22 protein-coding genes are annotated in these 22,133 nt (G+C 44.1%); 18 read left to right on the top strand and 4 right to left on the bottom strand.

The genetic code is table 11. From position 1 onward, the window contains the following. Positions 1-12 precede the first annotated feature (12 nt). Positions 13-426, top strand: a complete 414-nt coding sequence (locus ACYFDN_RS11715; protein WP_483511236.1) for a glycine zipper 2TM domain-containing protein — start codon at positions 13-15, stop codon at positions 424-426. Between the two features lie 731 nt (positions 427-1,157). Here ACYFDN_RS11715 and ACYFDN_RS11710 read toward each other — a convergent pair. Further along, positions 1,158-1,505, bottom strand: coding sequence for a hypothetical protein (locus ACYFDN_RS11710; protein ID WP_483511234.1), 348 nt, complete (start codon positions 1,503-1,505; stop codon positions 1,158-1,160). A 425-nt stretch (positions 1,506-1,930) separates the two neighbouring features. Continuing rightward, on the bottom strand, positions 1,931-3,412 hold the full coding sequence (ilvC, locus tag ACYFDN_RS11705) for a ketol-acid reductoisomerase (RefSeq protein ID WP_016401927.1): 1,482 nt from the start codon (positions 3,410-3,412) through the stop codon (positions 1,931-1,933). Positions 3,413-3,626: 214 nt separating this feature from the next. On the opposite strand from ilvC, the gene ilvY reads away from it, so the two are divergent. The 10 genes from ilvY (at position 3,627) to ACYFDN_RS11655 (ending at position 10,755) form a co-directional block, all read left to right on the top strand. Further along, entirely contained in the window at positions 3,627-4,508 is an 882-nt protein-coding gene (ilvY, locus tag ACYFDN_RS11700) for an HTH-type transcriptional activator IlvY (RefSeq protein ID WP_220720040.1), read from the top strand. Positions 4,509-4,518: 10 nt separating this feature from the next. Further along, positions 4,519-4,992, top strand: a complete 474-nt coding sequence (gene ybaK / locus ACYFDN_RS11695) for a Cys-tRNA(Pro) deacylase (protein WP_016401925.1) — start codon at positions 4,519-4,521, stop codon at positions 4,990-4,992. A gap of 28 nt (positions 4,993-5,020) precedes the next feature. After that, complete coding sequence (locus ACYFDN_RS11690) at positions 5,021-5,758, top strand: substrate-binding periplasmic protein (RefSeq protein ID WP_483511233.1); 738 nt, start codon at positions 5,021-5,023, stop codon at positions 5,756-5,758. 68 nt (positions 5,759-5,826) lie between these two features. After that, on the top strand, positions 5,827-6,081 hold the full coding sequence (ubiK, locus tag ACYFDN_RS11685) for a ubiquinone biosynthesis accessory factor UbiK (RefSeq protein ID WP_016401923.1): 255 nt from the start codon (positions 5,827-5,829) through the stop codon (positions 6,079-6,081). Between the two features lie 458 nt (positions 6,082-6,539). Continuing rightward, on the top strand, positions 6,540-7,250 hold the full coding sequence (locus tag ACYFDN_RS11680; protein ID WP_483511232.1) for a hypothetical protein: 711 nt from the start codon (positions 6,540-6,542) through the stop codon (positions 7,248-7,250). A gap of 76 nt (positions 7,251-7,326) precedes the next feature. Then, positions 7,327-7,878, top strand: a complete 552-nt coding sequence (locus ACYFDN_RS11675; RefSeq protein WP_152783183.1) for a carbohydrate binding domain-containing protein — start codon at positions 7,327-7,329, stop codon at positions 7,876-7,878. A gap of 41 nt (positions 7,879-7,919) precedes the next feature. Further along, positions 7,920-8,429, top strand: coding sequence for a carbohydrate binding domain-containing protein (locus ACYFDN_RS11670; protein WP_016401920.1), 510 nt, complete (start codon positions 7,920-7,922; stop codon positions 8,427-8,429). A 429-nt stretch (positions 8,430-8,858) separates the two neighbouring features. Beyond that, positions 8,859-9,611 carry a hypothetical protein gene (locus ACYFDN_RS11665; RefSeq protein ID WP_152783187.1) on the top strand — a complete coding sequence of 251 codons (753 nt, stop codon included), beginning with the start codon at positions 8,859-8,861 and terminating at the stop codon, positions 9,609-9,611. Between the two features lie 63 nt (positions 9,612-9,674). After that, entirely contained in the window at positions 9,675-10,214 is a 540-nt protein-coding gene (locus ACYFDN_RS11660) for a carbohydrate binding domain-containing protein (protein WP_152783189.1), read from the top strand. A gap of 31 nt (positions 10,215-10,245) precedes the next feature. Beyond that, on the top strand, positions 10,246-10,755 hold the full coding sequence (locus tag ACYFDN_RS11655; RefSeq protein WP_483511231.1) for a carbohydrate binding domain-containing protein: 510 nt from the start codon (positions 10,246-10,248) through the stop codon (positions 10,753-10,755). 158 nt (positions 10,756-10,913) lie between these two features. On the opposite strand, the gene ACYFDN_RS11650 is transcribed toward ACYFDN_RS11655, so the two are convergent. After that, positions 10,914-12,593, bottom strand: a complete 1,680-nt coding sequence (locus ACYFDN_RS11650) for a PKD domain-containing protein (protein ID WP_483511230.1) — start codon at positions 12,591-12,593, stop codon at positions 10,914-10,916. A gap of 469 nt (positions 12,594-13,062) precedes the next feature. Here ACYFDN_RS11650 and ACYFDN_RS11645 point away from each other — a divergent pair, with 469 nt between their 5' ends. The 6 genes from ACYFDN_RS11645 to ACYFDN_RS11620 all read left to right on the top strand — a co-directional run bounded on the left by ACYFDN_RS11645 (position 13,063) and on the right by ACYFDN_RS11620 (position 21,015). Continuing rightward, positions 13,063-15,144, top strand: a complete 2,082-nt coding sequence (locus ACYFDN_RS11645; RefSeq protein WP_483511229.1) for a glycoside hydrolase family 52 protein — start codon at positions 13,063-13,065, stop codon at positions 15,142-15,144. A gap of 111 nt (positions 15,145-15,255) precedes the next feature. Further along, entirely contained in the window at positions 15,256-16,359 is a 1,104-nt protein-coding gene (locus ACYFDN_RS11640) for a helix-turn-helix domain-containing protein (protein ID WP_338622421.1), read from the top strand. 319 nt (positions 16,360-16,678) lie between these two features. Next, on the top strand, positions 16,679-17,782 hold the full coding sequence (locus ACYFDN_RS11635) for an ABC transporter ATP-binding protein (protein ID WP_406609730.1): 1,104 nt from the start codon (positions 16,679-16,681) through the stop codon (positions 17,780-17,782). Between the two features lie 86 nt (positions 17,783-17,868). After that, a complete protein-coding gene (locus ACYFDN_RS11630) occupies positions 17,869-19,128 on the top strand; it encodes an ABC transporter substrate-binding protein (RefSeq protein WP_016401912.1) in 1,260 nt (419 codons plus the stop codon). Between the two features lie 54 nt (positions 19,129-19,182). Continuing rightward, on the top strand, positions 19,183-20,175 hold the full coding sequence (locus tag ACYFDN_RS11625; protein ID WP_152783200.1) for a carbohydrate ABC transporter permease: 993 nt from the start codon (positions 19,183-19,185) through the stop codon (positions 20,173-20,175). Between the two features lie 9 nt (positions 20,176-20,184). Further along, a complete protein-coding gene (locus ACYFDN_RS11620; protein WP_016401909.1) occupies positions 20,185-21,015 on the top strand; it encodes a carbohydrate ABC transporter permease in 831 nt (276 codons plus the stop codon). A 62-nt stretch (positions 21,016-21,077) separates the two neighbouring features. Here the strand turns inward: ACYFDN_RS11620 and ACYFDN_RS11615 are convergent, their stop codons facing one another. Beyond that, positions 21,078-21,317 carry a GlsB/YeaQ/YmgE family stress response membrane protein gene (locus ACYFDN_RS11615; RefSeq protein ID WP_040307223.1) on the bottom strand — a complete coding sequence of 80 codons (240 nt, stop codon included), beginning with the start codon at positions 21,315-21,317 and terminating at the stop codon, positions 21,078-21,080. 194 nt (positions 21,318-21,511) lie between these two features. On the opposite strand from ACYFDN_RS11615, the gene ACYFDN_RS11610 reads away from it, so the two are divergent. After that, positions 21,512-22,123: a GNAT family N-acetyltransferase gene (locus ACYFDN_RS11610; RefSeq protein WP_483511228.1), complete on the top strand. Its 612-nt coding sequence runs from the start codon at positions 21,512-21,514 to the stop codon at positions 22,121-22,123. Positions 22,124-22,133 lie beyond the last annotated feature (10 nt).

Here is a 22,133-nt window from a genome sequence, read left to right as displayed (position 1 = left end):
ACTCTTAACACCATGAAAAACTTAATCTTATCGCTTTTTTGTAGCTTTGTTCTTGCAGGTTGTGCCTCTGAGCCGATTACCGTATTGCGCACCTCTTACGGGGAAGTGATTAGTGAACAAACGGTTTCTAAAACTAAATCTAGCGGTTTAGCGACAGTTGGTGGTGCAGCCATTGGAGGTTTGTTAGGCAACCAAGTTGGCGGCGGGCGCGGTAAAACTGTGGCCACTGTTGCTGGCGCGGTAGCTGGTGGCGCTGCTGGGCACCAAGTATCAAAAACTGAAGAGTTGCATTATCAATATGTTGTTCAAATGGACGACGGTGAAAAGTTCATTTTGGAAACCAAAACTAAACGCCAGCCAATTGGCGCGAAAGTAGTGGTGGAGAATTTGTCTAATGGGCGAGAGCGGATTAATGTACTGCCGTAATAGTTAGGGTAGTTATGTTGCTAACCTTTGCCCTTAGTTGGCTAACTGGCTTATGGGGAACGGTGATGTTGGTAATTCATAAGTCTTAGTTAGTTATTTGGCAGGTTGTTAGCCTTGATTTCGCCTTGACGGCGACGTCATAAGCTTTGATCAACCGAAGCTTACGTTGCAAAAGAAAGGCTGCCCCGCATCTTCTTAACTCCTGCGTTGCTCATTCACAAGGGCGTTGAAGTAACTCGCTGCGCTCAAACAGACTTCAACTCTATTCCCTTGTTTATTTACGCTACTCGGCGAAGATGAAGGGAATTGTTCGGCTTGTTTAAAGGGGCGGTCCCATTACTATGTATAATAGGCATACCCCGGCGAGAGTGAAGTATATGTTCAACCCACTAAGGTTACGGATGACCTCGGGGTAAAATCCAGCAACGATAAGAATTGCCGCTACGGGCACTAAGCCAGCACTAAAAGAATTGATGATCAATGATTCCAATTTTGGTGTAGTTGAACTGCTCCAACAACCAAACAAATACCATAATGTTCCTATAAGGAAAAATATAGCAGTAGCAGTATTCAAGCATTTTTCTATTTGCAATTTACGTGCGCTCTTTAGGTCAAACTGTAGTGATATTATCTCACTACAGTTTATGGTTTTCAAAAACGCGTGTTATTGTAAAAGTATTTAAAAACAAAGTGTTACTTTGGTGGTTTGTGTTCTGTTTGGTTTTCGGTTTCTAAGGTAGAGATCCTTCATTATCGCTGAGTAGCGCAAGTGTCCAAGTGAATAAGTCGAAACCTGTTTGAGCGTAGCGAGTTTTTCGACGCACTTGGATACGAGCAACGGAGGGAGAAGATAATGCAGGGCGAGTTTTCTTTTTGCTTCGTTTTTCTTTGCTCGTCAAAGAAAAATGACGTCGCCGCAGGCGAAAGCTCTGCTTTTCAATTGTTACCCTAATTGCACATAAGAGTGTGTTGGTCGTGCTGGTTTCGCCTGGACGGCGATGTACTTTTCTTTGCGTGGCCAAAGAAAAGTACACAAAAGAAAGGCCACCCCGCATCTTCTCGCATCCTGCGTTGCTCATCAATCAGCGCGCCTGCGCAACTCGCTTCGCTCAATCAATGCTCGGCTTTATCGCTGATTGACTGCGCTACTCGGCGAAGATGATGGGGATTGATCCGCGTTGTTATTTTTCAACGCACTTAGCCGCGAGCAACGCAGGAAGAAGATAATGCAGGGCGAGTTTTCTTTTTGCTTCGTTGAGCTTCACTCGCTCAAAGCTTAATGACGTCGCCGCAGGCGAAAGCTCTGCTTTTAGATTGCAACTCAGGTTACACATCGTGGCGTATTGGTCGTGCGGGTTTCGCCTTGGCTGCAGATAGGCTGAATGGCGCTGAACGCCAAAGCTTTTAGCTAATGCCAATTAATATAAAACAAAAAAGCCCTGAGCATTGCTCAGGGCTTTTATATCCACCATTAGCTAATCGTCATTAGCCAAAAGGGAGAAGATTAACCACCAACGGCGATTTTCTTCATGTCAGTCATGTAGCCGCGTAGTTTCTTACCTACAACTTCTACAGGGTGATTACGTAGTGCTTCGTTTACTTCGATTAGACGAGCGTTATCAACGCCGTTGCTTTGCTCTTCAAAACCTTTACCGATGTACTCTAGGCTGATGTTGTTCACGGTGTCGCGCAATAGTGGCACAGCAGCGTGAGAGAATAGGTAACAACCGTATTCTGCAGTATCAGAGATTACTACGTTCATTTCGTATAAACGCTTACGAGCAATGGTGTTAGCAATTAGCGGAGTCTCGTGTAGTGACTCATAGTAAGCACTTTCTTCGATGATGCCAGCAGCAACCATCGTTTCGAATGCTAGTTCAACACCGGCTTTAACTAGGGCAACTAAGATGATGCCTTTGTCGAAGAATTCTTGTTCAGTGATTTCTACGTCAGATACTGGTGCGTTTTCAAAACCGCTTTCGCCAGTTTCTTCACGCCACTTAAGCAAGTTAACGTCGTCGTTGGCCCAGTCTTTCATCATGGTTGATGAGAACTCACCTTCAATGATGTCGTCCATGTGCTTTTCAAACAATGGGCGCATTAGATCTTTAAGTTCGTCGGCTAGGTCGAAACACTTGATTTTAGCTGGGTTAGATAGGCGGTCTACCATGTTGGTGATGCCACCGTGCTTAAGGGCTTCGGTTACTGTTTCCCAACCAAACTGGATAAGTTTAGCGGCGTAACCTGGCTCAATACCTTCGGCAACCATTTTGTCGTAACCCAAGATAGCGCCAGTTTGTAGCACACCACAAAGGATGGTTTGCTCACCCATAAGGTCAGATTTAACTTCAGCTACGAAAGAAGACTCTAGTACACCTGCGCGGTCGCCACCGGTTGCAGAAGCGTAAGCTTTAGCAATCGCAAGGCCGTTACCTTGAGGGTCGTTTTCTGGGTGAACAGCGATTAGGGTTGGAACACCAAAACCACGTTTGTATTCTTCACGTACTTCAGTACCTGGACACTTAGGTGCAACCATTACTACGGTAATGTCTTCACGTACTTGCATACCTTCTTCAACAATGTTGAAGCCGTGTGAGTAAGCTAGGGTAGAACCTTGCTTCATAAGTGGCATTACAGTTTCAACAACGTTGCTGTGCTGCTTGTCTGGAGTAAGGTTAAGAACCATATCCGCTTGTGGGATAAGCTCTTCGTAAGTACCTACTTTAAAACCGTTATCGGTAGCTTGAACAAAAGAAGCACGCTTCTCTTTAATAGCAGCATCGCGTAAAGCGTAAGAAATGTTTAGGCCAGAATCACGCATGTTTAGACCTTGGTTTAGGCCTTGCGCGCCACAACCAACAACTACGATGTTCCAGTCTTTAATAAAGTTACAACCATCAGCAAATTCGCTGCGATCCATAAAACGACATTTACCTAATTGCTCTAGCTTTTGGCGTAGGCTTAGGGTGTTGAAATAATTAGCCATGTTCGACTCCGTAAAAATAGCGTTAATCAAATGATGATGGTGTTGTTGTGTTTACGAGATCCCGATGCACTTCTTTTATGAGCGCGTTTCTTTATACCTGTCTCGTGATGGGCTCAATATAAACCGAAAGGTGCATTGCGTAAAATGATGATTTTGGGATATTGTATTGCAGAAAGTGAAATAGTGATTTTATGAGTTAGTTAAGGAGTATGCCGTGGATGTTCGAAGCGTAGAGCTGTTTTTGCATTTAAGCCACAGCTTGCACTTTGCTAAAACTAGCCAGTCTATGCATGTGAGTGCGTCAACTTTAAGCCGAGTGATCCAGCGGCTTGAGGATGAGTTAGGCAGTGCCTTGTTTACTCGTGATAAGCGTAGTGTGCATCTCACGCAAGCGGGGCAGCGTTTTCGTAGCTTTGCCGAAAATTGGTTAGAGCAATGGCGTATGTTGCAAATGGATTTATCTTTGCAATCTAGCGAGTTGGCTGGTGAACTCACCTTATATTGTTCGGTTACTGCCAGTTATAGCCACTTGCCAGATATTCTAGATAAGTACCGCTTATCTTGCCCAAATGCCGACATTAAGTTGGCCACGGGTGATGTTGCTATGGCGGTAGATAAGGTAGCCAATGGCGAGGTCGATATTGCTATTGCGGCGCGACCCGAGCAATTACCCTTAAACATGGCCTTTGCTAGTATTAGTAAAATTCCTTTATCGATTATTGGCCCTACCGTGTCGTGCAATGTGCGTAAGTTGTTAGAGCGTAACCCTATTCCTTGGGATCAAGTCCCCTTTATTTTACCGGAGCATGGCCCAGCACGAGCACGTATTGATCATTGGTTTAAGGCAATGCGTATAACGCCTAATGTGTATGCCAAGGTTGCTGGTCATGAAGCGATTGTGAGCATGGTGGCCTTGGGCAGTGGAGTGGGTATTGCACCAGAGGTAGTGGTAGATAACAGCCCAGTTCGCGAGCGTATTCAAAGTATTGCAGTAGGGGTAGAGCTTGAACCTTTTGATTTGGGGATCTGTATGTTATCAAGAAGGTTGCACGAGCCGCTGATGCAGCGATTTTGGCAAATAGCCGCACGAAACTAAGGTAGTAGCGATGACTCCCGCAGTACAACAACTTAAAAAAGCTAAACAAGATTTTCAGTTGCTGGAATACAAGAGTGACCCGCAGCAAGCCAATTTTGGCCAAGCCAGCGCCGAAAAGTTGGGTTTAGCCGAAGAGCTGGTATTTAAAACCTTAGTAGCCTGTGATGACAGCAACCCCAAAAACATGGTGGTGGCGATAGTTCCGGTAAGCGGCCAACTTGATCTAAAGGCGCTGGCGAAAGCAGCTAGCATTAAGAAGATGCGCATGGCAGAAGTGCCAATTGCCGAGCGAACCACGGGTTACGTTAAAGGAGGCATTAGCCCCTTTGGTCAAAAAAAGCGACTGCCTACGTTTATTGATAGTAGTGCCGAGCAATTTGCTGAAGTAGTGGTAAGTGCTGGTAAGCGAGGATTGTCTTTGCAACTTAAAGCCAGTGTGTTGCAAACCGTGTTGGGAGCGCAGTTTGCTAAACTTAGCCAATAACAGGCGATATAGCTATATAAGGGGTTGGATGCGGCTACTGTGTTGCTTACTACTGTTAGTGAATTGGAATGTGCTGGCCACAGATCTTGCACCTGCCAAGTTTTCGACCAGCTTAGTAAAGCCTTGGGGCTACAAAAGCACTGACCTACATGAACAGGGCCTGTTAGTTCAGTTTACGCGAGCGCTTGCCAGCGAAGCTGAGCTTCCCTTTAATAATGTTATGCGGCCCTACCCAAGAGTAATTAAAGAAATTAAATCTGGCACCGCCGACTTTGCGGTAATGTTTGCTAGCCCTAAGGCTGAACAAATTGCCGTGGATTTAGGTCAAGTGGTTACAGTGAAAGTGGTTGCTATTGCCAATGCTGGAGAGCAGCCAATAAATAACATTAAACAGCTAAATGGCAAAAGGGTGGGGGTGATTCGCGGCGCCGCTTATGGCCCTGATATTGACGATAATCCCAATATTGAACGAGTAAGCTTTAATGATACTGCGCAAGGTATTCAGATGTTATTACTGGAGCGTATAGACGTAATGGTAGCCACCAATTACTCGATCAATCATTCTTTGCAAGAGCTCTACGTTGAGCCAGAACGTATTACTCCTGTGTATCATCTTGCTACTCGTTACGGCAATTTGTACTGGTCACGGGCGTCTAATCAAATGGAGCAAGCTAAGCGTTTGCAAACAGCGCTTAGTCGCCTGCGAGAGCAAGGCGTACTCGATGATATATTTGCTATAGATGCAGTGCTGGCTAAACAGAACTAATAGTCAGCTTGCTAGCTTGAGCCGATAAAACAGCTTCTATACAATGAGGCCAAATAAAGGAGATAACCATGATTAACCCGGCCAAAATTGAAGAGATTGCTAAGCAAGTTAGCGATATGGTGCCGCCAGGATTGAAAAATGCCGGCGATGAGTTTGAGCGTAAAGTAAAACAAGTGATTCAAGCAAAGTTGAGTCAACTTGATGTGGTTAATCGCGAAGACTTTGATGTGCAGACTCAGGTGTTATTACGTACTCGTGAAAAACTAACTGCATTGGAGCAAAAGGTCGCGGAAATGGAAGAAAAACTTAACGCTAAAGATTAAATAGAGATTTTTAAGTCTTTGATAAAGCAGAACTATTAGTTCTGCTTTTTTGTTTCTTGATTTTGTTTTGGGCTTATGAAAATTCTTTCACACTATGAAAGTTGCGAAATATACCCTCTAGAATACTGTGATTTTTAGTAAATGCGTTGTGAATTTATATGCTTACTTTATTCAAGGTTTTTGATGATTAAATATCAAACATGTTAATGAAATCGCTTGCATGAGTGAATTAAAGCTTTTAAAAAACAGCATGTTATGTTTGCGGTAATAGCTTTGTAATTTGATTCATTACTTTTAGTTATTTGTTGATGTAATCATCGATATTGAATTTTATGTCGTGTTAGCGCTTACATTGTGATCATTATCGTTTTTTTGGCTGCTGGCCAACCCTAGGATAATTTCCATAGGCAACAAGGAACACGGACCTACTGCCTTATCAAATTCACAGGGAGATGAGCATGAGCAAAAACGCAATTTTTAAAATCACGATGTTAGCTGGCGCAGTTGCATTAGCCGGTTGTACCGATTCAATTGAAGATCCAGTTGACCCGCCAGTAGAGCCACCAGAAGGTGATGTATTTGTTGTTATTGATGATGGTGTAGCAGCTGCTGGATTTGGTGTTCTTGCTGGTAGTAGTGAAGATTATGATAAAAGCGCTTTAGCTAAAGGCGAGAGTTATACCAAAGCAAATGGTATTACAGTTAGCCCAGGTGCTAATGGTGAGGAATACGCTTGGAAAGTAGATACCTATGGTGCGGGTGAAGCTTACTTTATCGTAAGTAACGATACAGCCATGGACATGACTGACTATGCTGGTGGTGTATTGTTATTTGATATGTCTGTAACTAACGCAACAGCGACTGGTAGCACTAGCCACCAGATCGTAATGGAAACCGGTGGTGGCTCAACCCCTTGGTTAGACCGTAATGTATTTTACTTTGGCCAAGATCTGCTAGCGGCTGAAGAATCGGCAGGTTGGAAAACCTTCGCCGTTAAGGTGAGCTGTTTCTCTCCAGATGATGCCGGTAACTTCGACATCACTAAAGTTAACGAAGTTTTCCGTATGGATATTCGCAACGAATCAGTAACTTATGAACTAGGCACTGTGAAGTATGAAGCTGATGAAACGATGATACCAGACGGCGCCGTTGAGTGGACTTGTAGTTAATCACAGCTAGATTGAGCGCGCACAGTATTTTTACCGTGCGCGTTTTATGGATATATGGCTCATAAGGAATATGAAAATGAAAGGTTTTTATGTTTTTTTCACTGTCCTTGCTAGTTGTTTTTTAGTGGCGTGTGCCAATACAGAAAACTCCGGGAGCGGCAGCGAAGATGATCAATTCGCAATTCCAATGATGGTCACCTATACCCTTAACAATGGTAAAGGCTGGGACAAAGTAAGTGCCGGTTTGCAAGGTTGGGGAGATGGTGTTGCTGATTTCAGTTTAGCGAATGAACAAGCCAATATTAGAGTTAAAAAGAAAGCGAGTAATCCTTGGCATATTCAAATAAAGCGTCCCGTGGCTTTATTAGAAGATATGAAATATGAGTTAAGTGTTGAGGCTTCTGCCAGTGAGCCAAGCAATATGGTGATTGCTGTTCAACAAAATTACGGTGAGTACATTACTTATTTCTATCGTACGGAATTGGTTGGCACCGATAGCAAACTGTATACCTACGAATTCACCATGCCCAATGACGAGAGGAAGGGAACTTTTTCTATTATGTTTGGCGAGGCTGACCGTGGGGTGAGCTACAGCCTAAGTAATATCAAACTGAATTCCACCTACTAGTCATTTTTATTAGACAGCTTTTTACAGTACAGGAATAAATCATGACATTACTTAAATCCTTAGCATTAGCAGCCGGTTTGTTTACCGTTGCAACAGGTGTAACAGCAGCAAGCTTAGATATTAGCTTGGATAGTGGAAATCGATGGGACCAGGTTAATGCTGGTGACGACGGATGGGGTGATGGCTCTGGTGCTTTTAGTTTTAATGGTGAAACCGCTACGGTAACCGTTAATGATAAAGCCAGTAACCCTTGGCATATTCAACTTAAGCGCCCAAGAGTGAAATTAGAGAAAGGCCAAACTTATAATATTACTGCTGAAGTAACCGCTACTGAGAAAAGCCCATTAACTATTATTGTGCAAAAAGACTCCGGCGATTATGCAACTTATTACGCAGAAGATTTATCAGTAAGCCCTAATGCTCAAACATTTGATTTAACTTTTAAAGCGCCTAAAAGTGATTCCAAAGCGGCCTTTGCATTTTTTGTAGGTGGTGGAAAACCTGGTGTAACTTATAGCTTTAAAAATATTCGCCTAAAGAGTGCGAATTAGTTTTTAACAAAACTGCGGGCACCTTGCTAATAATCCCAAAAGCAAACTCCGACAACTTAAGTAACAGCTGGATTAGCTACATGCTGTTGCTTAGCTCGCAACTTTGTTTACTCCCCGCACCTTCTGCGGGGTTTTTTTATGAAACAGCTTTAGTCACCCAATAACAAAGGCTTACAGCTTTCTTTGCAGCCTGATTTTATTGGTTGTTGGTAAGGTTAACATCACTCCTATAAGTACTTGTTGAGTTTATTGCTCGACATTTTTTTGGATTATTTGACCCGCTTTGTATTATTTTATGATTCTTTATGAATCCCTTTTCATATAGCGTTTAGGCTGTTTTTTATTTTATTTTCCTCGTTAACATGGCTCCCGCTGGCTCAATTGGTGAATTCACCAATTGACCTTTAACAATTTCAAAGGGAAATGAATATGAGTAAAAAAACAGTTTTTAAAGTAGCTATGTTAGCGGGTGCTGTTGCATTGGCTGGTTGTACGGATGCTATTGAAGAAACACCAGTGGCGCCACCAGTAGATGAGACGCCGGTAGAGCCACCTGTAAGTGAAGCTTTAGTCATTCTTAATGATGGAACAGCAGCCACCAACTTCTCTGTTATGGTTGGCTCAAACTCAGATTCCTATAACCGCCAAGTATTGGCACGTGGTGAAGGCTACCCTAAAACGGATTCTTTACAGGTAACTGCAAAAGAAACTGGCGGCGTTGCAACTTGGCAAGTTGATACCTTCTCGGCTGGCGAAGATGGCCCAGCTGAAGTGTACTTTATTGTGGGTAGCGCAGAGAACCAGCTAGATCTTAGCGAATACCAAAATGGGTTGTTGTTAATTGACCTGTCGGTATTGGTGGCTACCACTAGCGAAACTTCTCACCAGATCTTCATGCAAACCAATACTGATGCCGGCGAAGACTACAAAAATCGCCAAGCTTTTTACTTTAGCCAAGCGCAATTAGCCGACCTTGAAGCCGACGGTTGGACAACTGTAGCGGTACCTATGAGCTGTTTCTCGATACAGGACGCCACCGGTGCATTTGATATTACAAAAGTGAACGATTTAATGAGCTTTGATATTCGTGGTAACGAGAGCGTTAGCTACGAAATTGGAAAAGTGGCTTTTGAGAAAACAGTAACAGTGCCAGCTGGCGCGGTTGAGTGGTCTTGTGAGTAACTAATTGCTAGTTAACCACGCAAGCTAAAGTGCTAGCGTGGTTTAACAAAGAGGAATATGAAGATGAAAGGTTTTTATGTTTTTATTGCTGTTGTTAGCGCTGTATTTTTAGCGGCTTGTGCAAGTACCACCTCAGAGCCAGAAGCACAGATTTCTCCGTCAATCATGGTGACTTACACCCTCAATGATGGCAAAGACTGGGAGAAAATAAGCGCAGGCCTGCAAGGTTGGGGAGATGGTGTTGCAGATTTTAGTTTAGCTAATGAACAGGCCAATGTTCGAATAAAGAAACAAGCCAGTAATCTTTGGCATATTCAGCTTAAACGCCCTTTGTATTTGTTTGAAGATACTACGTACGAAATCTCTGTGGAGGCTTCGGCCAGTGAACCTAGCAACCTTAGTTTTACGGTACAGCAAGATGGCGGAGAGTACACAACTTACTTCCAGCGCACCGAATTAGTTGGTGTAGAGAAAAAACTATATAGCTATGAATTCACTATGCCTAACGATGAGAAACATGCTGCTTTTGCGATTATGTTTGGCGAAGGACGGCCGGGTGTGAGCTATAGCCTTAACAATATTAAGTTTAATTCAACTTATTAGAGCGTTGGGCACCCAACTTAAGGAACCAATTGTGAATTTTTTAAAGCCTTGTATTTTAGCGTTTGGCTTAGTAACCGTGGCCACATCGGGCTACGCCGCAAGCCTAGACATTGCCTTAGATGGAGGTAAACGTTGGGAACCAGTGAATGCCGGAACCGATGGTTGGGGCGATGGCTCTGGCCGTTTTAATTTTAGCGGCAATAGCGTCACTATTACCATAGAAGATAAAGCCAGTAACCCTTGGCAGATCCAATTAAAGCGTCCAAGAGTAAACCTGACAAAAGGGCAGGCTTATCAAATAGTGGCTGAAGTAAGCGCAAGCAAGCAAAGCCCACTGACTATCATGTTGCAAAAAGATTCGGGTGATTACGCAACATATTTTGCCGAAGATGTTGCAGTAAATAATACACCCAAACAAATTGATATTAGTTTTACCGCCGACCACTCTGATCCTAAAACGGCTTTTGCGTTTTTTGTTGGAGGAGCAGAGCCGGGCGTGAGTTATACGTTTAAGAACATTCGTTTAACGAGTGTGAATTAAGTTTGAACAAGTTGTAGGCGCCTTGCTCATAATCCCATAGCAAACTCCGACAACAACAATCGCTGTTAGTGTGACTCTATCAGTGGTTCAGCCTACAACTTTGTTTCCTCCCCGCCTCCTTCCTGCGGGGAGTTTTTTCTATTAGCGTTTGGTCATTTTTAGTTAGAGCTTACCGCTAAGGTACGGGTAAAATTGTCTTGGTCGTTGGATTGATCCGTGACGGTTAAAGTCACTTGGTAGCGGCCTTCTGTAAAAGTATGCGAAGGATTAGCCAAGTTTGAGCTGCTGCCATCGCCAAAGTCCCAATGCCAACTCACAACCTCACTGGTGCTGCGACTGTTGTCGCTAAACTGAATGCCTTGCTCATTTGCTTGATAGCGATAGTGGCTTAATACACCTTCATCAAACAGTTTTATCTTCACCGTTTTAAAAGCTTGATTCACATCATCAGCAGCATAACCTGCCGCTAGTGCTTGTTGTTTGATACATTGGGCGGCACTTTCAAGGCTTAAGTTTGGTTGCCAGCAATGTTTAGCAGCATTCACATAAACTTGGTAAGTTGGCGTAATTCCCCACTTATTTGCTAGAAGGTAGAAGGGGTAACTTAGCATGCCAATACGCAGGTAGTAGTTGTCTCCTGCATCCTCATAATCTAGATAACTGGCAATCGCACCACCTTCTGTTTCGATTTGATCTAACTGGCGGGTATAACCGGCAGATTCTTCACCATGAACCCATACATCATCACCGCCGCTAAAGGCATGTTTCACCATTGCTCCTGATATGTCGGCAAAGGCTTCATGCACTGTTTGTGCGTCTACGCTAATGTTCTGCTCAAATCCATCAAGTGGACTAATTCTATTTAACACCCCGTGGGCTACTTCATGAGCGATATGATCGAGGGTGGCTAAATTTAGAAACAGAGGTACTCCATCGCTAAAGTTGGCGTAAGCGCCATCCCAAAAAATATACTGGGAGGACTGGCTACCGTAATGCACTCTAATGCGTAATTTGTCTGCCAAAGGCGGTTCTTTGAGTTGCTCTAAGAATACCTTGTATACAACTGTGCCGTAGAACATGGCGTCATTAATGGCCGAGTAAGTCCATATGCCCTGGTCATCGGCTAAGGGTTTGTGAGTATTAACCGGGTTGTCGCTGCACAAAAACTCATAGGCCGGGTAGGCTTGCTCGTTGGCTGTGAGTGCCGCTTGCGCGCCATCGTGGGCGCGAGGGTCGGTTTGATTTTGCATATCAATCACACTGACTAAGCCATTATCAAAAATACATACTCCACCTTGATGATCAATGCGTTGCACTGCAATGTATGGGCGGTCGTCGCCATATTGCCATGGGGTTAAGTAGCTCCCCCCTGGTCCGGATAATTGTGCATTACCTTTAAAGTCGTGAAATTGAACAAGTGTGCCTTGCTCAGACAGACCTTGAGCATTAGCTGGGTGCAATACTAGCGCGCTGGTATTTGCTGGAATACTGCTTTGTGGTGGTAGTGCAATAGAATAGGGATTATTCGAGCTGCTTTTAAACCACGCTTCACCAGTGGCTTGTCCATGTTCATCGGCCCAATAAACCCACACCGAATCTGCAGCTGCATTAGGATTTTCAGTTTGTTGGTTTAGCGTGATGGCTATAGTGCCAGTTAACAAACCTGCATCCGGGTGAGTATCAAGAATATAGGCATTGCCAATATTGTTTTGCGGCACTTGAGCCACAGGCTCTGGGGCCGCAGTTTCGCTCCCTCCACCGCCACAAGCAGCGAGTACTAAGGCGCTTAGCAGGCTAACAGCAGTTTTTATCGATAAGTATTTGTTGAATAGGGGCATTGGCGCAGAATCCTTTTTAGCCTGTTGATGCGTCCGAGCAAGGTTGAGGTCTTCAATATACAGTACTGATAGAAATTTGATTATGGCTTCAGAGGCTTTATTGTAAGGCTTTGTCAGCTGTGCTTAGCAATCTCTAGCTACTATTTAACACCTTATTTCTGGGCTAAAGTGAAGTCGCTTGCGGCGTTTGTTTTGCCACATGCCTTTACGTTTTTTCAATCTGCTATTTCCTTATGTCATAAAGCCTCAGCTTTTTATGACAGAACTCAAATCTTGCCGCTTATTTCTTTGAATCGCTTATCTAGCTTGGGTAGATTAAATCTCATGAAAGCGCTTACACTGTTTTGTAGCTCTGTTAGCGCTAACAGTTTTGACTAATCTTGGTCGCTAAAATGCGTGGATTTCGCTAATTATTTAAAGTAATTGGTGAGGTTTAGCTTGCCGGCGCCTTAATTCCTTGGGAGTTATTATGGAACAAAATCAGCAGTTTTTTCATGCACACCACTCGCCTATGGGCGCGTTAGCGAGTTTTACAGTAGGGGAGTTTGGCGAGCATGGAGGAATGGGGCTGGAGTTAGGTGCGCCTTTTGCCGGTAACGTATTTGTGGGTTATCAAGACGGTGAAGGTGTAGTTAACGCGTTTCCATTTTATAAAGGCGCCAACGACCAAAGTGAACGCTATGTGCAAAAGGATGATACTTCTAGCTTAACGGAACGCTTGTTTGACGATATCCAGCGTGATTATGCTTGGGCTAGCGATACTTTTGCCGCACCTGGTATTTCTTTTAAGGTGTTGAGTCCGTTTTTTGAAGTGCCTGATCCTAGCTTGGCAGAACACAAAAAGCTTAAACAAGCTAGCTGTCCTGCAGTATATGTTGAGCTGAGTTTTAATAATGCTTCCGATAAAGACTGGACCGGCTTTTTTGCCTTGCAGGGTGACGAGTTACGCTGGAACAAACTATTAGATGGCGATGCCAATGGCATGGTAGGGGTAACTTGCCGTGACAGCATAGGTATTGCTACACAAAGCCCGGGCGCTCGTGCTTTTAGCCACTTTTCTGTGCAAAGTGCCTTGAGCAAAATGGGAAATAATGACTGCTTTATGTTGGGCCCCACAGCTGGGGTAATGATTGACGTGAAAGCCGGTGAAACAGTTACGCTGCGTTTAGCGCTAGGCTTTTACTTGGCCGGAAATGTTACTTTTAACCGCGCTATGCAATATTACTACACCCAGCATTTTACTGGCTTAACCGATGTGCTTGCTTACGGCCTAAAGCACTTTGACAACTATGCAGCTATCGCTGAAGCGTCAGACAAGCAACTACGTGCGAGCAAGCTAAATAGCCATCAACAGTTTTTGTTAGCGCATGCTACCCGCAGTTATTATGGCTCTACTCAGTGGTTATTTGATGGCACCGAGCCAGTTTGGGTGGTTAATGAAGGCGAGTATTTGATGATGAATACTCTCGACCTAACCGTTGATATGCTGTTTTTTGAGATGCAGCAAAACCCGTGGACCGTGAAAAACACCTTAGAGCAGTTCCTTAAGCAATATAGTTTTTATGACGAGATCTTCGATCCGACTAATCCAGAACAAAACTACAAGGGCGGTATCTCATTCACTCACGACATGGGTGTATCAAACAACTGGAGTCCAAAAGGCCATAGTTCTTATGAGGTCGCTGGTTTAGATCGTGTGTGCTTTAGTCATATGACCTATGAGCAGCTAACCAATTGGGTATTGTGTTGTGGGGTTTACATAAGCAAATCCAATGACCAAGACTTTGCCACTGAGCAGCGCGGTACTTTAATTGATTGTTTACAGTCTTTGCTTAATCGTGACCACCCAGATGCTGAGCAGCGCGATGGCATCATGAGCTTTGAGTCAGCTCGCACCGAGCAAGGCGGCGAGATTACCACCTACGATTCACTCGATCACAGTTTAGGCCAAGCGCGTGGCAACATTTACCTTGCAGGTAAGAGTTGGGCGGCGTATTTAGCCATTGCTAAAGTGTTACAAGAACTGGGTGAAAGTGAGCGAGCAGAGATTGCTCTCGCCGCCGCTAAACGTTGCGCGGATAAGTTAAGCAACAGCTTTGATACACAACTAGGTTATATTCCCGCAGTGCTTGATGGGCATTCCACCAGTGCGATTATTCCAGCTATTGAAGCCCTGGTTTACCCTTATGAGATGGGTTTGTTAGAAGCTGTGTCAGAACAAGGCCCTTATGGGGAATACATTAAAGTACTTAAAACTCATCTAAAATACATATTAAACGATGAGCATTGTTTGTACCCTGATGGCGCATGGAAGCTCTCATCAACCGCAGATAATTCTTGGGTAAGTAAAATTTATTTAAACCAATACGTTGCGCGTAAAGTATTAAACATTGATCTAGCCAATAGCGTGGAAGCTGATGCAGCTCACCAACGCTGGCAAACACTAGGTGCAAGCAAACACGCATGTTGTGATCAGTTCAGTTCGGGTAAGCCAATTGGTAGTTTGTATTATCCGCGCTGTGTGACCAACATCCTATGGTTGAACGAATAATTAGTACCACTGCAAATATTCTTGGCTTAGCGCTAGCCGCTAAGCCAAGTTACAGGTACTAATACTCTTATACTGGTATTGGCCGCTAGTGTGGAGCAAAGGAGCCTTTAAATGCGTAAAGATAACGCTGTATTGTTATTATTGGATGTTAAACATCCCTATGACCGAGAGATATTGCAGGGCATTACGCATAACCCTAGTCCTATGGCTCGTTGGATGCAGCCTGAAGTAATGACTATTTCAGAAGCCAATTTGGTGAAACTTGATCGCTTTTGTGGGGTGATTGCCGATTTTGATAAGCCCGGAGTGGCCGCCTTTTGTGAAAAACTTTCACTGCCCTTAGTGGCTATTTCTGGTTCTCGCTTAAGCCTTCCTTCTCAAGCTCATTTAGCGAGAGTGAGCCCCGATAGCTTCGCCATTGTAGAACTCATCGTACAATCGTTTTTGGCTAAAGGCATTCGTCGTGTTGGCTTCTTTAGCGGGGTGCCAGCATTTACTGCACCTTGGGTAAAGGAGCGTAAATTTGCTTTAGCCAAAATCGCCCTTAAATATCGCCTCGAATATGTAGAGTTAACCGTTCCTGAATTAGTGACGCCAGAGAGCACGGTAGGTGTGGTAGCAGCTTCTGATACTCAGGCCAGGCAGTTTGCCAGCCTATGCAACGATCAAAACATCAGTGTACCTGAGCACTATTCGTTAATTGGTATTGATGCAGACCCTACTGAAAGCGCTTTATCACCCATTTCATTATGCTCTGCGGTATTGCCCATTCGACAAATTGGTGAACAAGCCTTAGCGGTGCTGCAAGAACAAATCGAAGGTAAGCCAGCACGTGAAGTTTTGGTACCCGCTACCGAGTTGGTGAGTGGCGCTTCTGCCGACAACGTTACCCAAACCGATCCCTTGATCACTAAGGCCCTATTCTTTTTAAATAGCAATTTTCACCGCCGGATCAAAGTGGAGCAAGTTGTCGACTATTGTGCGGTATCTCGCAAAACTCTTGAAACAAGATTCAAACAGGTTCTTGGTAAAACGGTACACCAGCAATTACACCAAGTACGTATGGAATTTGCTAAGCAGCAGCTGACTTCAACCTCTTCTTCAGTGGATGCCATCGCCGATGCTGCGGGCTTCTCTAACCAGCACTACTTATATTATTTGTTTCGGCAGGAGATGGAGATGACACCCAATCAATACAGACAAAAGTTTGCGTGATACCCCTCTGACATAGTTTTTCACACTATGAAAGCCTTTCTTAAGACAAATAATTGAGTTTTTTTTGGTGGCTGTTTCCCGCCAGTTCTGCGGTTTTAGCCAGTAAATATTATGTTTTATAGTTTAATTGTTGCTATTTGTCATGATACTGGCTTTTTTTATGACAGGCCTCAAATCTTAACCTTTATTCGTTTGAAGACCTTTTCAGGCTTAGCTAAAGTTGATTCCAAGAAAGCGCTTACATGGGATTTGAAACGGAGCGAATCTGTTGGCTCATATTAACGCCTCTCCACATTAAAACTTATGGAAATGAAACATCATGGCAGCAGTTACATTTAATAATTTGAAAAAACGTTTTGGTAAAACGGAAGTAGTGAAAAGCTTCGACTTGCACATTAATGATGGCGAGTTTGTGGTTTTGCTTGGCCCTTCTGGTTGCGGTAAATCAACAACGCTAAGAATGCTGGCTGGCTTGGAAGATATTTCAGACGGTGAAATTTTCATCGCCGATGAATTAGTTAACGACCTACACCCAATGGAACGTAACATCGCCATGGTGTTCCAAAGCTATGCGCTATACCCACACATGAGCGTTGAGCAAAACATTGCCTTTGGTTTGAAAATGACCGGCGTAGCAAAAGATGAGATTGCTAAGCGTGTTAAATACGCGGCAGACATGTTGGAGCTAACACCGTTGCTGCAACGTAAGCCAAAAGAGTTATCTGGTGGTCAGCGTCAACGTGTGGCAATGGGCCGCGCAATGGTACGTACTCCAGAAGTATTCTTATTTGATGAGCCTTTATCTAACCTAGATGCCAAACTTCGTGGCTCTATGCGTGCTGAGATTAAAACTCTGCACGACAAGCTAGGCACAACTACTCTCTATGTAACCCACGACCAAGTAGAAGCTATGACCTTGGCCGATCGCATCGTGATTCTTAAAGACGGTTACATTGAGCAAGTTGGTACACCAAAAGAAATCTTTGAAGAGCCAGCCAACAAGTTTGTGGCTTCATTCATTGGTGCGCCAGAAATGAATATGATCCCAGCAACTATTAAGAAAGCTGGCACAGTATCAAGCTTGGTATTCTCTGACCAACACATCGACTTACCTGCGATGTACAGCGAAGACAACCAAGTATGTACCTTGGGCATTCGTCCAAGTGACCTGTATCTACATCAACGTTCTATTGAATCAGAAACAATTGGTAGCGTGAAAGCTGATGTTATCGGCGTCGAGCTTCTTGGTTCTACCTACCACGTGCAGTGTGAGCTGGATGGTGCACGTTTTATTGCTGAAGTGGCAATTGCTGATGATGTAAACGCTGATATGGACGATAAAGTGGAGTTGTTCTTCGATATCTCGCGGATCCACTTGTTTAACAATGAAACCGGAAAGGCAATCTTGCCAAAAATGAACTAGTTACTCCCAGCGCTTGTAAAAGCGTAGGCGCACTAGCCAATTGCGACATTGAATAATAATAAAGTTCATGTACTTAGGAGAATAGGATGTTTAATAAAAAGAAACTTGGAACAGTAGCGTTAGCCCTAGGCACCACGCTGGCGTTAACCGCAACGTCAGCATGGGCAAAAACTACCCTAACAGTTGCTTCATTCCCAAGCTTTGACCAAGCGGTAAACTCAGCAATTCCGCTATACAAGAAGCTTCACCCAGAAGTAGAAATTAAATTAGTTTCACTTGCATATGGTGACCACCACAATGCAATGACTACTGCTCTTGCGACTGGCGGTAACCTGCCTGACGTAATGGGTATTGAATATGGCTACATTGGCCGCTTTGCAGCTTCTGGTGGCTTAGAAGATCTGCGTGCCGCTCCTTACAGCGCAGAGCAATACGAAAAACTATTCTCTAAGTTCACTGTTCCACTAGCTACCGGTGGTAGTGGTACTTTGGCTGCTATCCCAGCCGATATTGGCCCGGGTGCATTGTTCTACCGTGAAGATATCTTAGAAAAAGCAGGTGTAACGAAAGCAGACCTAACTAAAGATTGGGACTCTTACATTGCAGCTGGTAAGAAAATTAAAGAAGCAACAGGTTCTTACCTTGTTTCAAGTGCGACAGATATCAAAGACATCGTAATTCGCAGTGGCCTAAAAGACGGCCAAGGCATCTACTTTGATGCAGATAACTCTATCACTGTTGAGTCAGACCGCTTTAAAGAAGCATTCCGTTTAGCGAAAGCGGTTCGTGAAGCAGGTATCGATGCTCAAGTAGGCGCATGGAGCTCTGAGTGGACCGAAGGTCTACGTCGCGGCACTATCGCTTCTCAAATGATGGGTGCTTGGTTAGGCGGTCACTTAAACGGTTGGATTGCACCAGAAAGTAAAGGCTTATGGCGCTCTTCTCACCTACCTGCAGGCGCATACGCTAGCTGGGGTGGTTCATTCTACGGTATTCCTAAGAAAGCTAAAAACAAAGAAGCAGCTTGGGAATTCATTAAATTCATGACTATGAACAAAGAAATGCAAATTGCTGCATTCCGTGACTTAGATGCTTTCCCTGCTCTTATTGAAGCTCAAAACGATGATTTTGTTAATCAACCAATTGAGTACTTAGGCGGCCAAGTGGCTCGCGTAGAGTGGAAGGAAGCTGCTGACCGTATTCCAGCAATGGACGTACACAAGCATGATCCAGTTGCTGAGCAAATCATTAACGATGCTTTAGAAGCTGTACTAGAGCGTGACGCTGACATTGACACTGTGTTAGCTGACGCTGCGAAACAAATCAAACGTCGCGCTAGACGTTAATATTAACACTGAGGGAGCTCGCCTCCCTCTCTTTCTTTTTGTCGGGAGTTAAAGATGTCTTCTGTCGAGTCTGCCGTAAGACCACCAGTAGTTAAAATTAGAAAGCGGACCCTAAAGCAGCGACTAAATGCTAGTGGCTATAAGTGGGCTCCTTACGTATTTGTCAGTCCATTTTTTGTTATTTTTGCTGTGTTTGGGTTATTTCCCTTACTGTTTTCTTTATTTCTATCGTTTCATTACTGGGAGCCGGCAGCTGGTTTAGCCGCCATGGAATGGGTAGGTATCGAGAACTTTACCTTTACCTTAACCGATGATTGGTTCCAAACATCTGTTTACAACACGATTTGGATAGCCTTGGCTGCGGGTATTCCCCAGCACGTAGTAGCTATACCACTGGCTTATTTTTTACATACCAGCTTTAAACGCAGCCGTAACACGGTAGTGGGTATGTACTTCTTACCTTTCATTACCTCGTCGGTGGCGATTTCTTTGGTATTCACTACCTTGTTCTCGCGTGACTTCGGCATGATTAACATGCTGTTCACTTCGGCTGGTAACTGGACAGTTGGCGACATTCAACCTTTGGCTTGGTTATTCCCAACCGCCAATATCGACTGGAACCGTCCTGAATATACTAAAACGATGATTGCTTTCGTAGTGTTCTGGCGCTACGTGGGGTGGAACACGGTATTGTACTTATCTGCAATGCAAACCATTCCAAAAGATTTATACGAAGCGGCAACAGTAGATGGTGCTAAACGTTGGCAGCAATTCTGGTACATCACTGTACCTATGCTTAAGCCTATGATGTTCTTCGCAGTAACCTTAACCATTATTGGTAACCTGCAGTTATTTGAAGAACCATTCATTATTACTGGCGGTACCGGTGGTATTGAGCAGGCAGGTAAAACAGCTGCAATGCACATGTACATTACCGCGTTCGTAGAGGGTGACTTTGGTACTGCATCAGCTATCTCTTGGATTCTGTTTGCTCTGATTGCCTTCCTCACCTGGGGTAACAATAAATTGCTCGGTGAGAAGAAGTAGGACCGAATTATGAATAAATTAACTAAAAGCCATATCATTGCTTATTTCATCGTGGGGATGGGCTCAATCATCATGTTGGCCCCGTTCTACTTCATGTTTGTATTTGCAACGCATACCAACTCATCGATTTTGTCGGTGCCACCCCCAGTGTGGTTTGGTGGAGAGTTCATTAACAACGTAGGTATTTTGTTAGACGCATTGCCGTACTTTTGGCACAACATTGGTTTGAGTTTCTACGTAGCGTTAATTACTACAATACTGAACTTATTCTTCTGTTCGTTGGCGGGTTATGCATTTGCGATGTTTGAGTTCAAAGGCCGTAACTTAATGTTCATTTTGATTATGGGCACCATGTTATTACCTCCGTTCTTGGGCATGATTCCAACAGCTTTGATTATGTCTAAGCTGGAATGGATGAACCAACCACGTGCGCTTTACATTCCAATGGCTTGTGGTGCAATGGGTATCTTTATGATGCGTCAGTTCATCTCAAGTGCGATTCCAAAAGAGCTAATTGAAGCGGCTCGTATGGATGGCTGTAACGAGTTTGCTATCTACTGGCGTGTAGTGGTTCCACTTATTACACCTGCCTTTGGTACGCTTGGTCTTATTACCTTTATTGGTCAGTGGAACAACTTCATGGGCCCATTGGTTGTAATGAACGACATGAAGATGTTTACCGTGCCGCTAGCACTACGAGCGCTGCAAGGTACAGGTCAGGTACCGTGGGGAGCAATTTGTGCCGGTGCCGCCATTGCGGTAGTGCCATTAATGATTTTGTTTGTGATGACTTCTCGTAAGTTGATCGACGGCCTAACAGCAGGTGCTGTGAAAGGTTAAGCAAGTCTTAAGTAATAAAAAAAGCCAGCTTATTAGCTGGCTTTTTTGTTTCATCTTAGGGCTTATTTCTTCACAATACTCACGATGTAGAGCAATATAACTGCACCCACTACAGCGGTGATCAGCGAACCCAACATACTGGTACTGCCAAAGCCCAGTAAACCAAAGACAAAGCCCCCAATTACCGAACCAACAATACCCACTACAATATTGCCCACTACACCAAAGCCGCCGCCTTTCATAATATTGCCAGCTAACCAACCCGCTACCGCGCCAATCAATAACCAAATAATGATACCCATAATGATCCTCAATTTTTTGTGAAAGTTTGCTTGTTGCAGCCAACAATAGCGAGTAACGGTGCTGCAATCACTACGCTTAAGTGTAGTCAAAACAACAGCGCCTGTAGTTTGATTTTTAACCACACTTTTTGCTTTCTATTCATCTGCTTGCGTATTAATCTGAGCGGTACTAAATAGCCAATTTGGAATGCGCAATGAGCCAACAGCCTTACTTAATCGAAACCGAATTAGCCAGTGATGATGTGGTGCTTAGCCCTTTGTTGCCAAGTCATCGTGATGCCTTACTCAGCGCCGAGGCTGATGGCAATTTGAGTGAGCTGTGGTATACCAGCGTGCCTAACGTCAGCAACATTGATGCGTATTTAGATAATGCTTTGTTGCAAAAGCAGCAAGGTGTGGCTTTGCCCTTTGTAGTGCTGGATAAACACTCAAATAAATTGATTGGTGCAACCCGTTTTTGCAATGCCGATGTGGTGAATAAACGCTTGGAAATTGGCTATACCTGGTACGCTAAAAGTTACCAGCGTTCGGCGGTAAATACTCAATGTAAGTTGCTGCTGTTAGGCTACGCATTTGAACAGCTTGATTCGATTGCAGTAGAATTTAGAACCCACTGGCATAATCAAGCATCGCGTGCCGCGATTGCCCGTTTAGGTGCGAAACAAGATGGCGTTTTGCGTAACCATAGTGTGGATGATCAAGGTTGTTATCGTGACACGGTGGTGTTTTCAATTACTAATCACGAGTGGCCTACGGTGAAGCGAAGCTTACAGCACAAGCTAGCGCGTTATTCGCCAAGGGCCTAAGCCAGCAGGA

The organism is Agarivorans sp. D1326 (genome assembly GCF_056958115.1).
Note: the sequence above shows the minus strand (reverse complement) of the source record. Positions and strands in the feature narration are given on the sequence as shown.

What these genes read in the sequence shown, in the direction of transcription:
- ACYFDN_RS11715 (WP_483511236.1), top strand. Translation starts at nt 13, where the DNA reads ATGAAAAACTTAATCTTATCGCTTTTTTGTAGCTTTGTTCTTGCAGGT.
- ACYFDN_RS11710 (WP_483511234.1), bottom strand. Translation starts at nt 1,505, where the DNA reads ATGAGCAACGCAGGATGCGAGAAGATGCGGGGTGGCCTTTCTTTTGTG.
- ilvC (WP_016401927.1), bottom strand. Translation starts at nt 3,412, where the DNA reads ATGGCTAATTATTTCAACACCCTAAGCCTACGCCAAAAGCTAGAGCAA.
- ybaK (WP_016401925.1), top strand. Translation starts at nt 4,519, where the DNA reads ATGACTCCCGCAGTACAACAACTTAAAAAAGCTAAACAAGATTTTCAG.
- ACYFDN_RS11690 (WP_483511233.1), top strand. Translation starts at nt 5,021, where the DNA reads ATGCGGCTACTGTGTTGCTTACTACTGTTAGTGAATTGGAATGTGCTG.
- ubiK (WP_016401923.1), top strand. Translation starts at nt 5,827, where the DNA reads ATGATTAACCCGGCCAAAATTGAAGAGATTGCTAAGCAAGTTAGCGAT.
- ACYFDN_RS11680 (WP_483511232.1), top strand. Translation starts at nt 6,540, where the DNA reads ATGAGCAAAAACGCAATTTTTAAAATCACGATGTTAGCTGGCGCAGTT.
- ACYFDN_RS11675 (WP_152783183.1), top strand. Translation starts at nt 7,327, where the DNA reads ATGAAAGGTTTTTATGTTTTTTTCACTGTCCTTGCTAGTTGTTTTTTA.
- ACYFDN_RS11670 (WP_016401920.1), top strand. Translation starts at nt 7,920, where the DNA reads ATGACATTACTTAAATCCTTAGCATTAGCAGCCGGTTTGTTTACCGTT.
- ACYFDN_RS11665 (WP_152783187.1), top strand. Translation starts at nt 8,859, where the DNA reads ATGAGTAAAAAAACAGTTTTTAAAGTAGCTATGTTAGCGGGTGCTGTT.
- ACYFDN_RS11660 (WP_152783189.1), top strand. Translation starts at nt 9,675, where the DNA reads ATGAAAGGTTTTTATGTTTTTATTGCTGTTGTTAGCGCTGTATTTTTA.
- ACYFDN_RS11650 (WP_483511230.1), bottom strand. Translation starts at nt 12,593, where the DNA reads ATGCCCCTATTCAACAAATACTTATCGATAAAAACTGCTGTTAGCCTG.
- ACYFDN_RS11645 (WP_483511229.1), top strand. Translation starts at nt 13,063, where the DNA reads ATGGAACAAAATCAGCAGTTTTTTCATGCACACCACTCGCCTATGGGC.
- ACYFDN_RS11640 (WP_338622421.1), top strand. Translation starts at nt 15,256, where the DNA reads ATGCGTAAAGATAACGCTGTATTGTTATTATTGGATGTTAAACATCCC.
- ACYFDN_RS11635 (WP_406609730.1), top strand. Translation starts at nt 16,679, where the DNA reads ATGGCAGCAGTTACATTTAATAATTTGAAAAAACGTTTTGGTAAAACG.
- ACYFDN_RS11630 (WP_016401912.1), top strand. Translation starts at nt 17,869, where the DNA reads ATGTTTAATAAAAAGAAACTTGGAACAGTAGCGTTAGCCCTAGGCACC.
- ACYFDN_RS11625 (WP_152783200.1), top strand. Translation starts at nt 19,183, where the DNA reads ATGTCTTCTGTCGAGTCTGCCGTAAGACCACCAGTAGTTAAAATTAGA.
- ACYFDN_RS11620 (WP_016401909.1), top strand. Translation starts at nt 20,185, where the DNA reads ATGAATAAATTAACTAAAAGCCATATCATTGCTTATTTCATCGTGGGG.
- ACYFDN_RS11615 (WP_040307223.1), bottom strand. Translation starts at nt 21,317, where the DNA reads ATGGGTATCATTATTTGGTTATTGATTGGCGCGGTAGCGGGTTGGTTA.
- ACYFDN_RS11610 (WP_483511228.1), top strand. Translation starts at nt 21,512, where the DNA reads ATGAGCCAACAGCCTTACTTAATCGAAACCGAATTAGCCAGTGATGAT.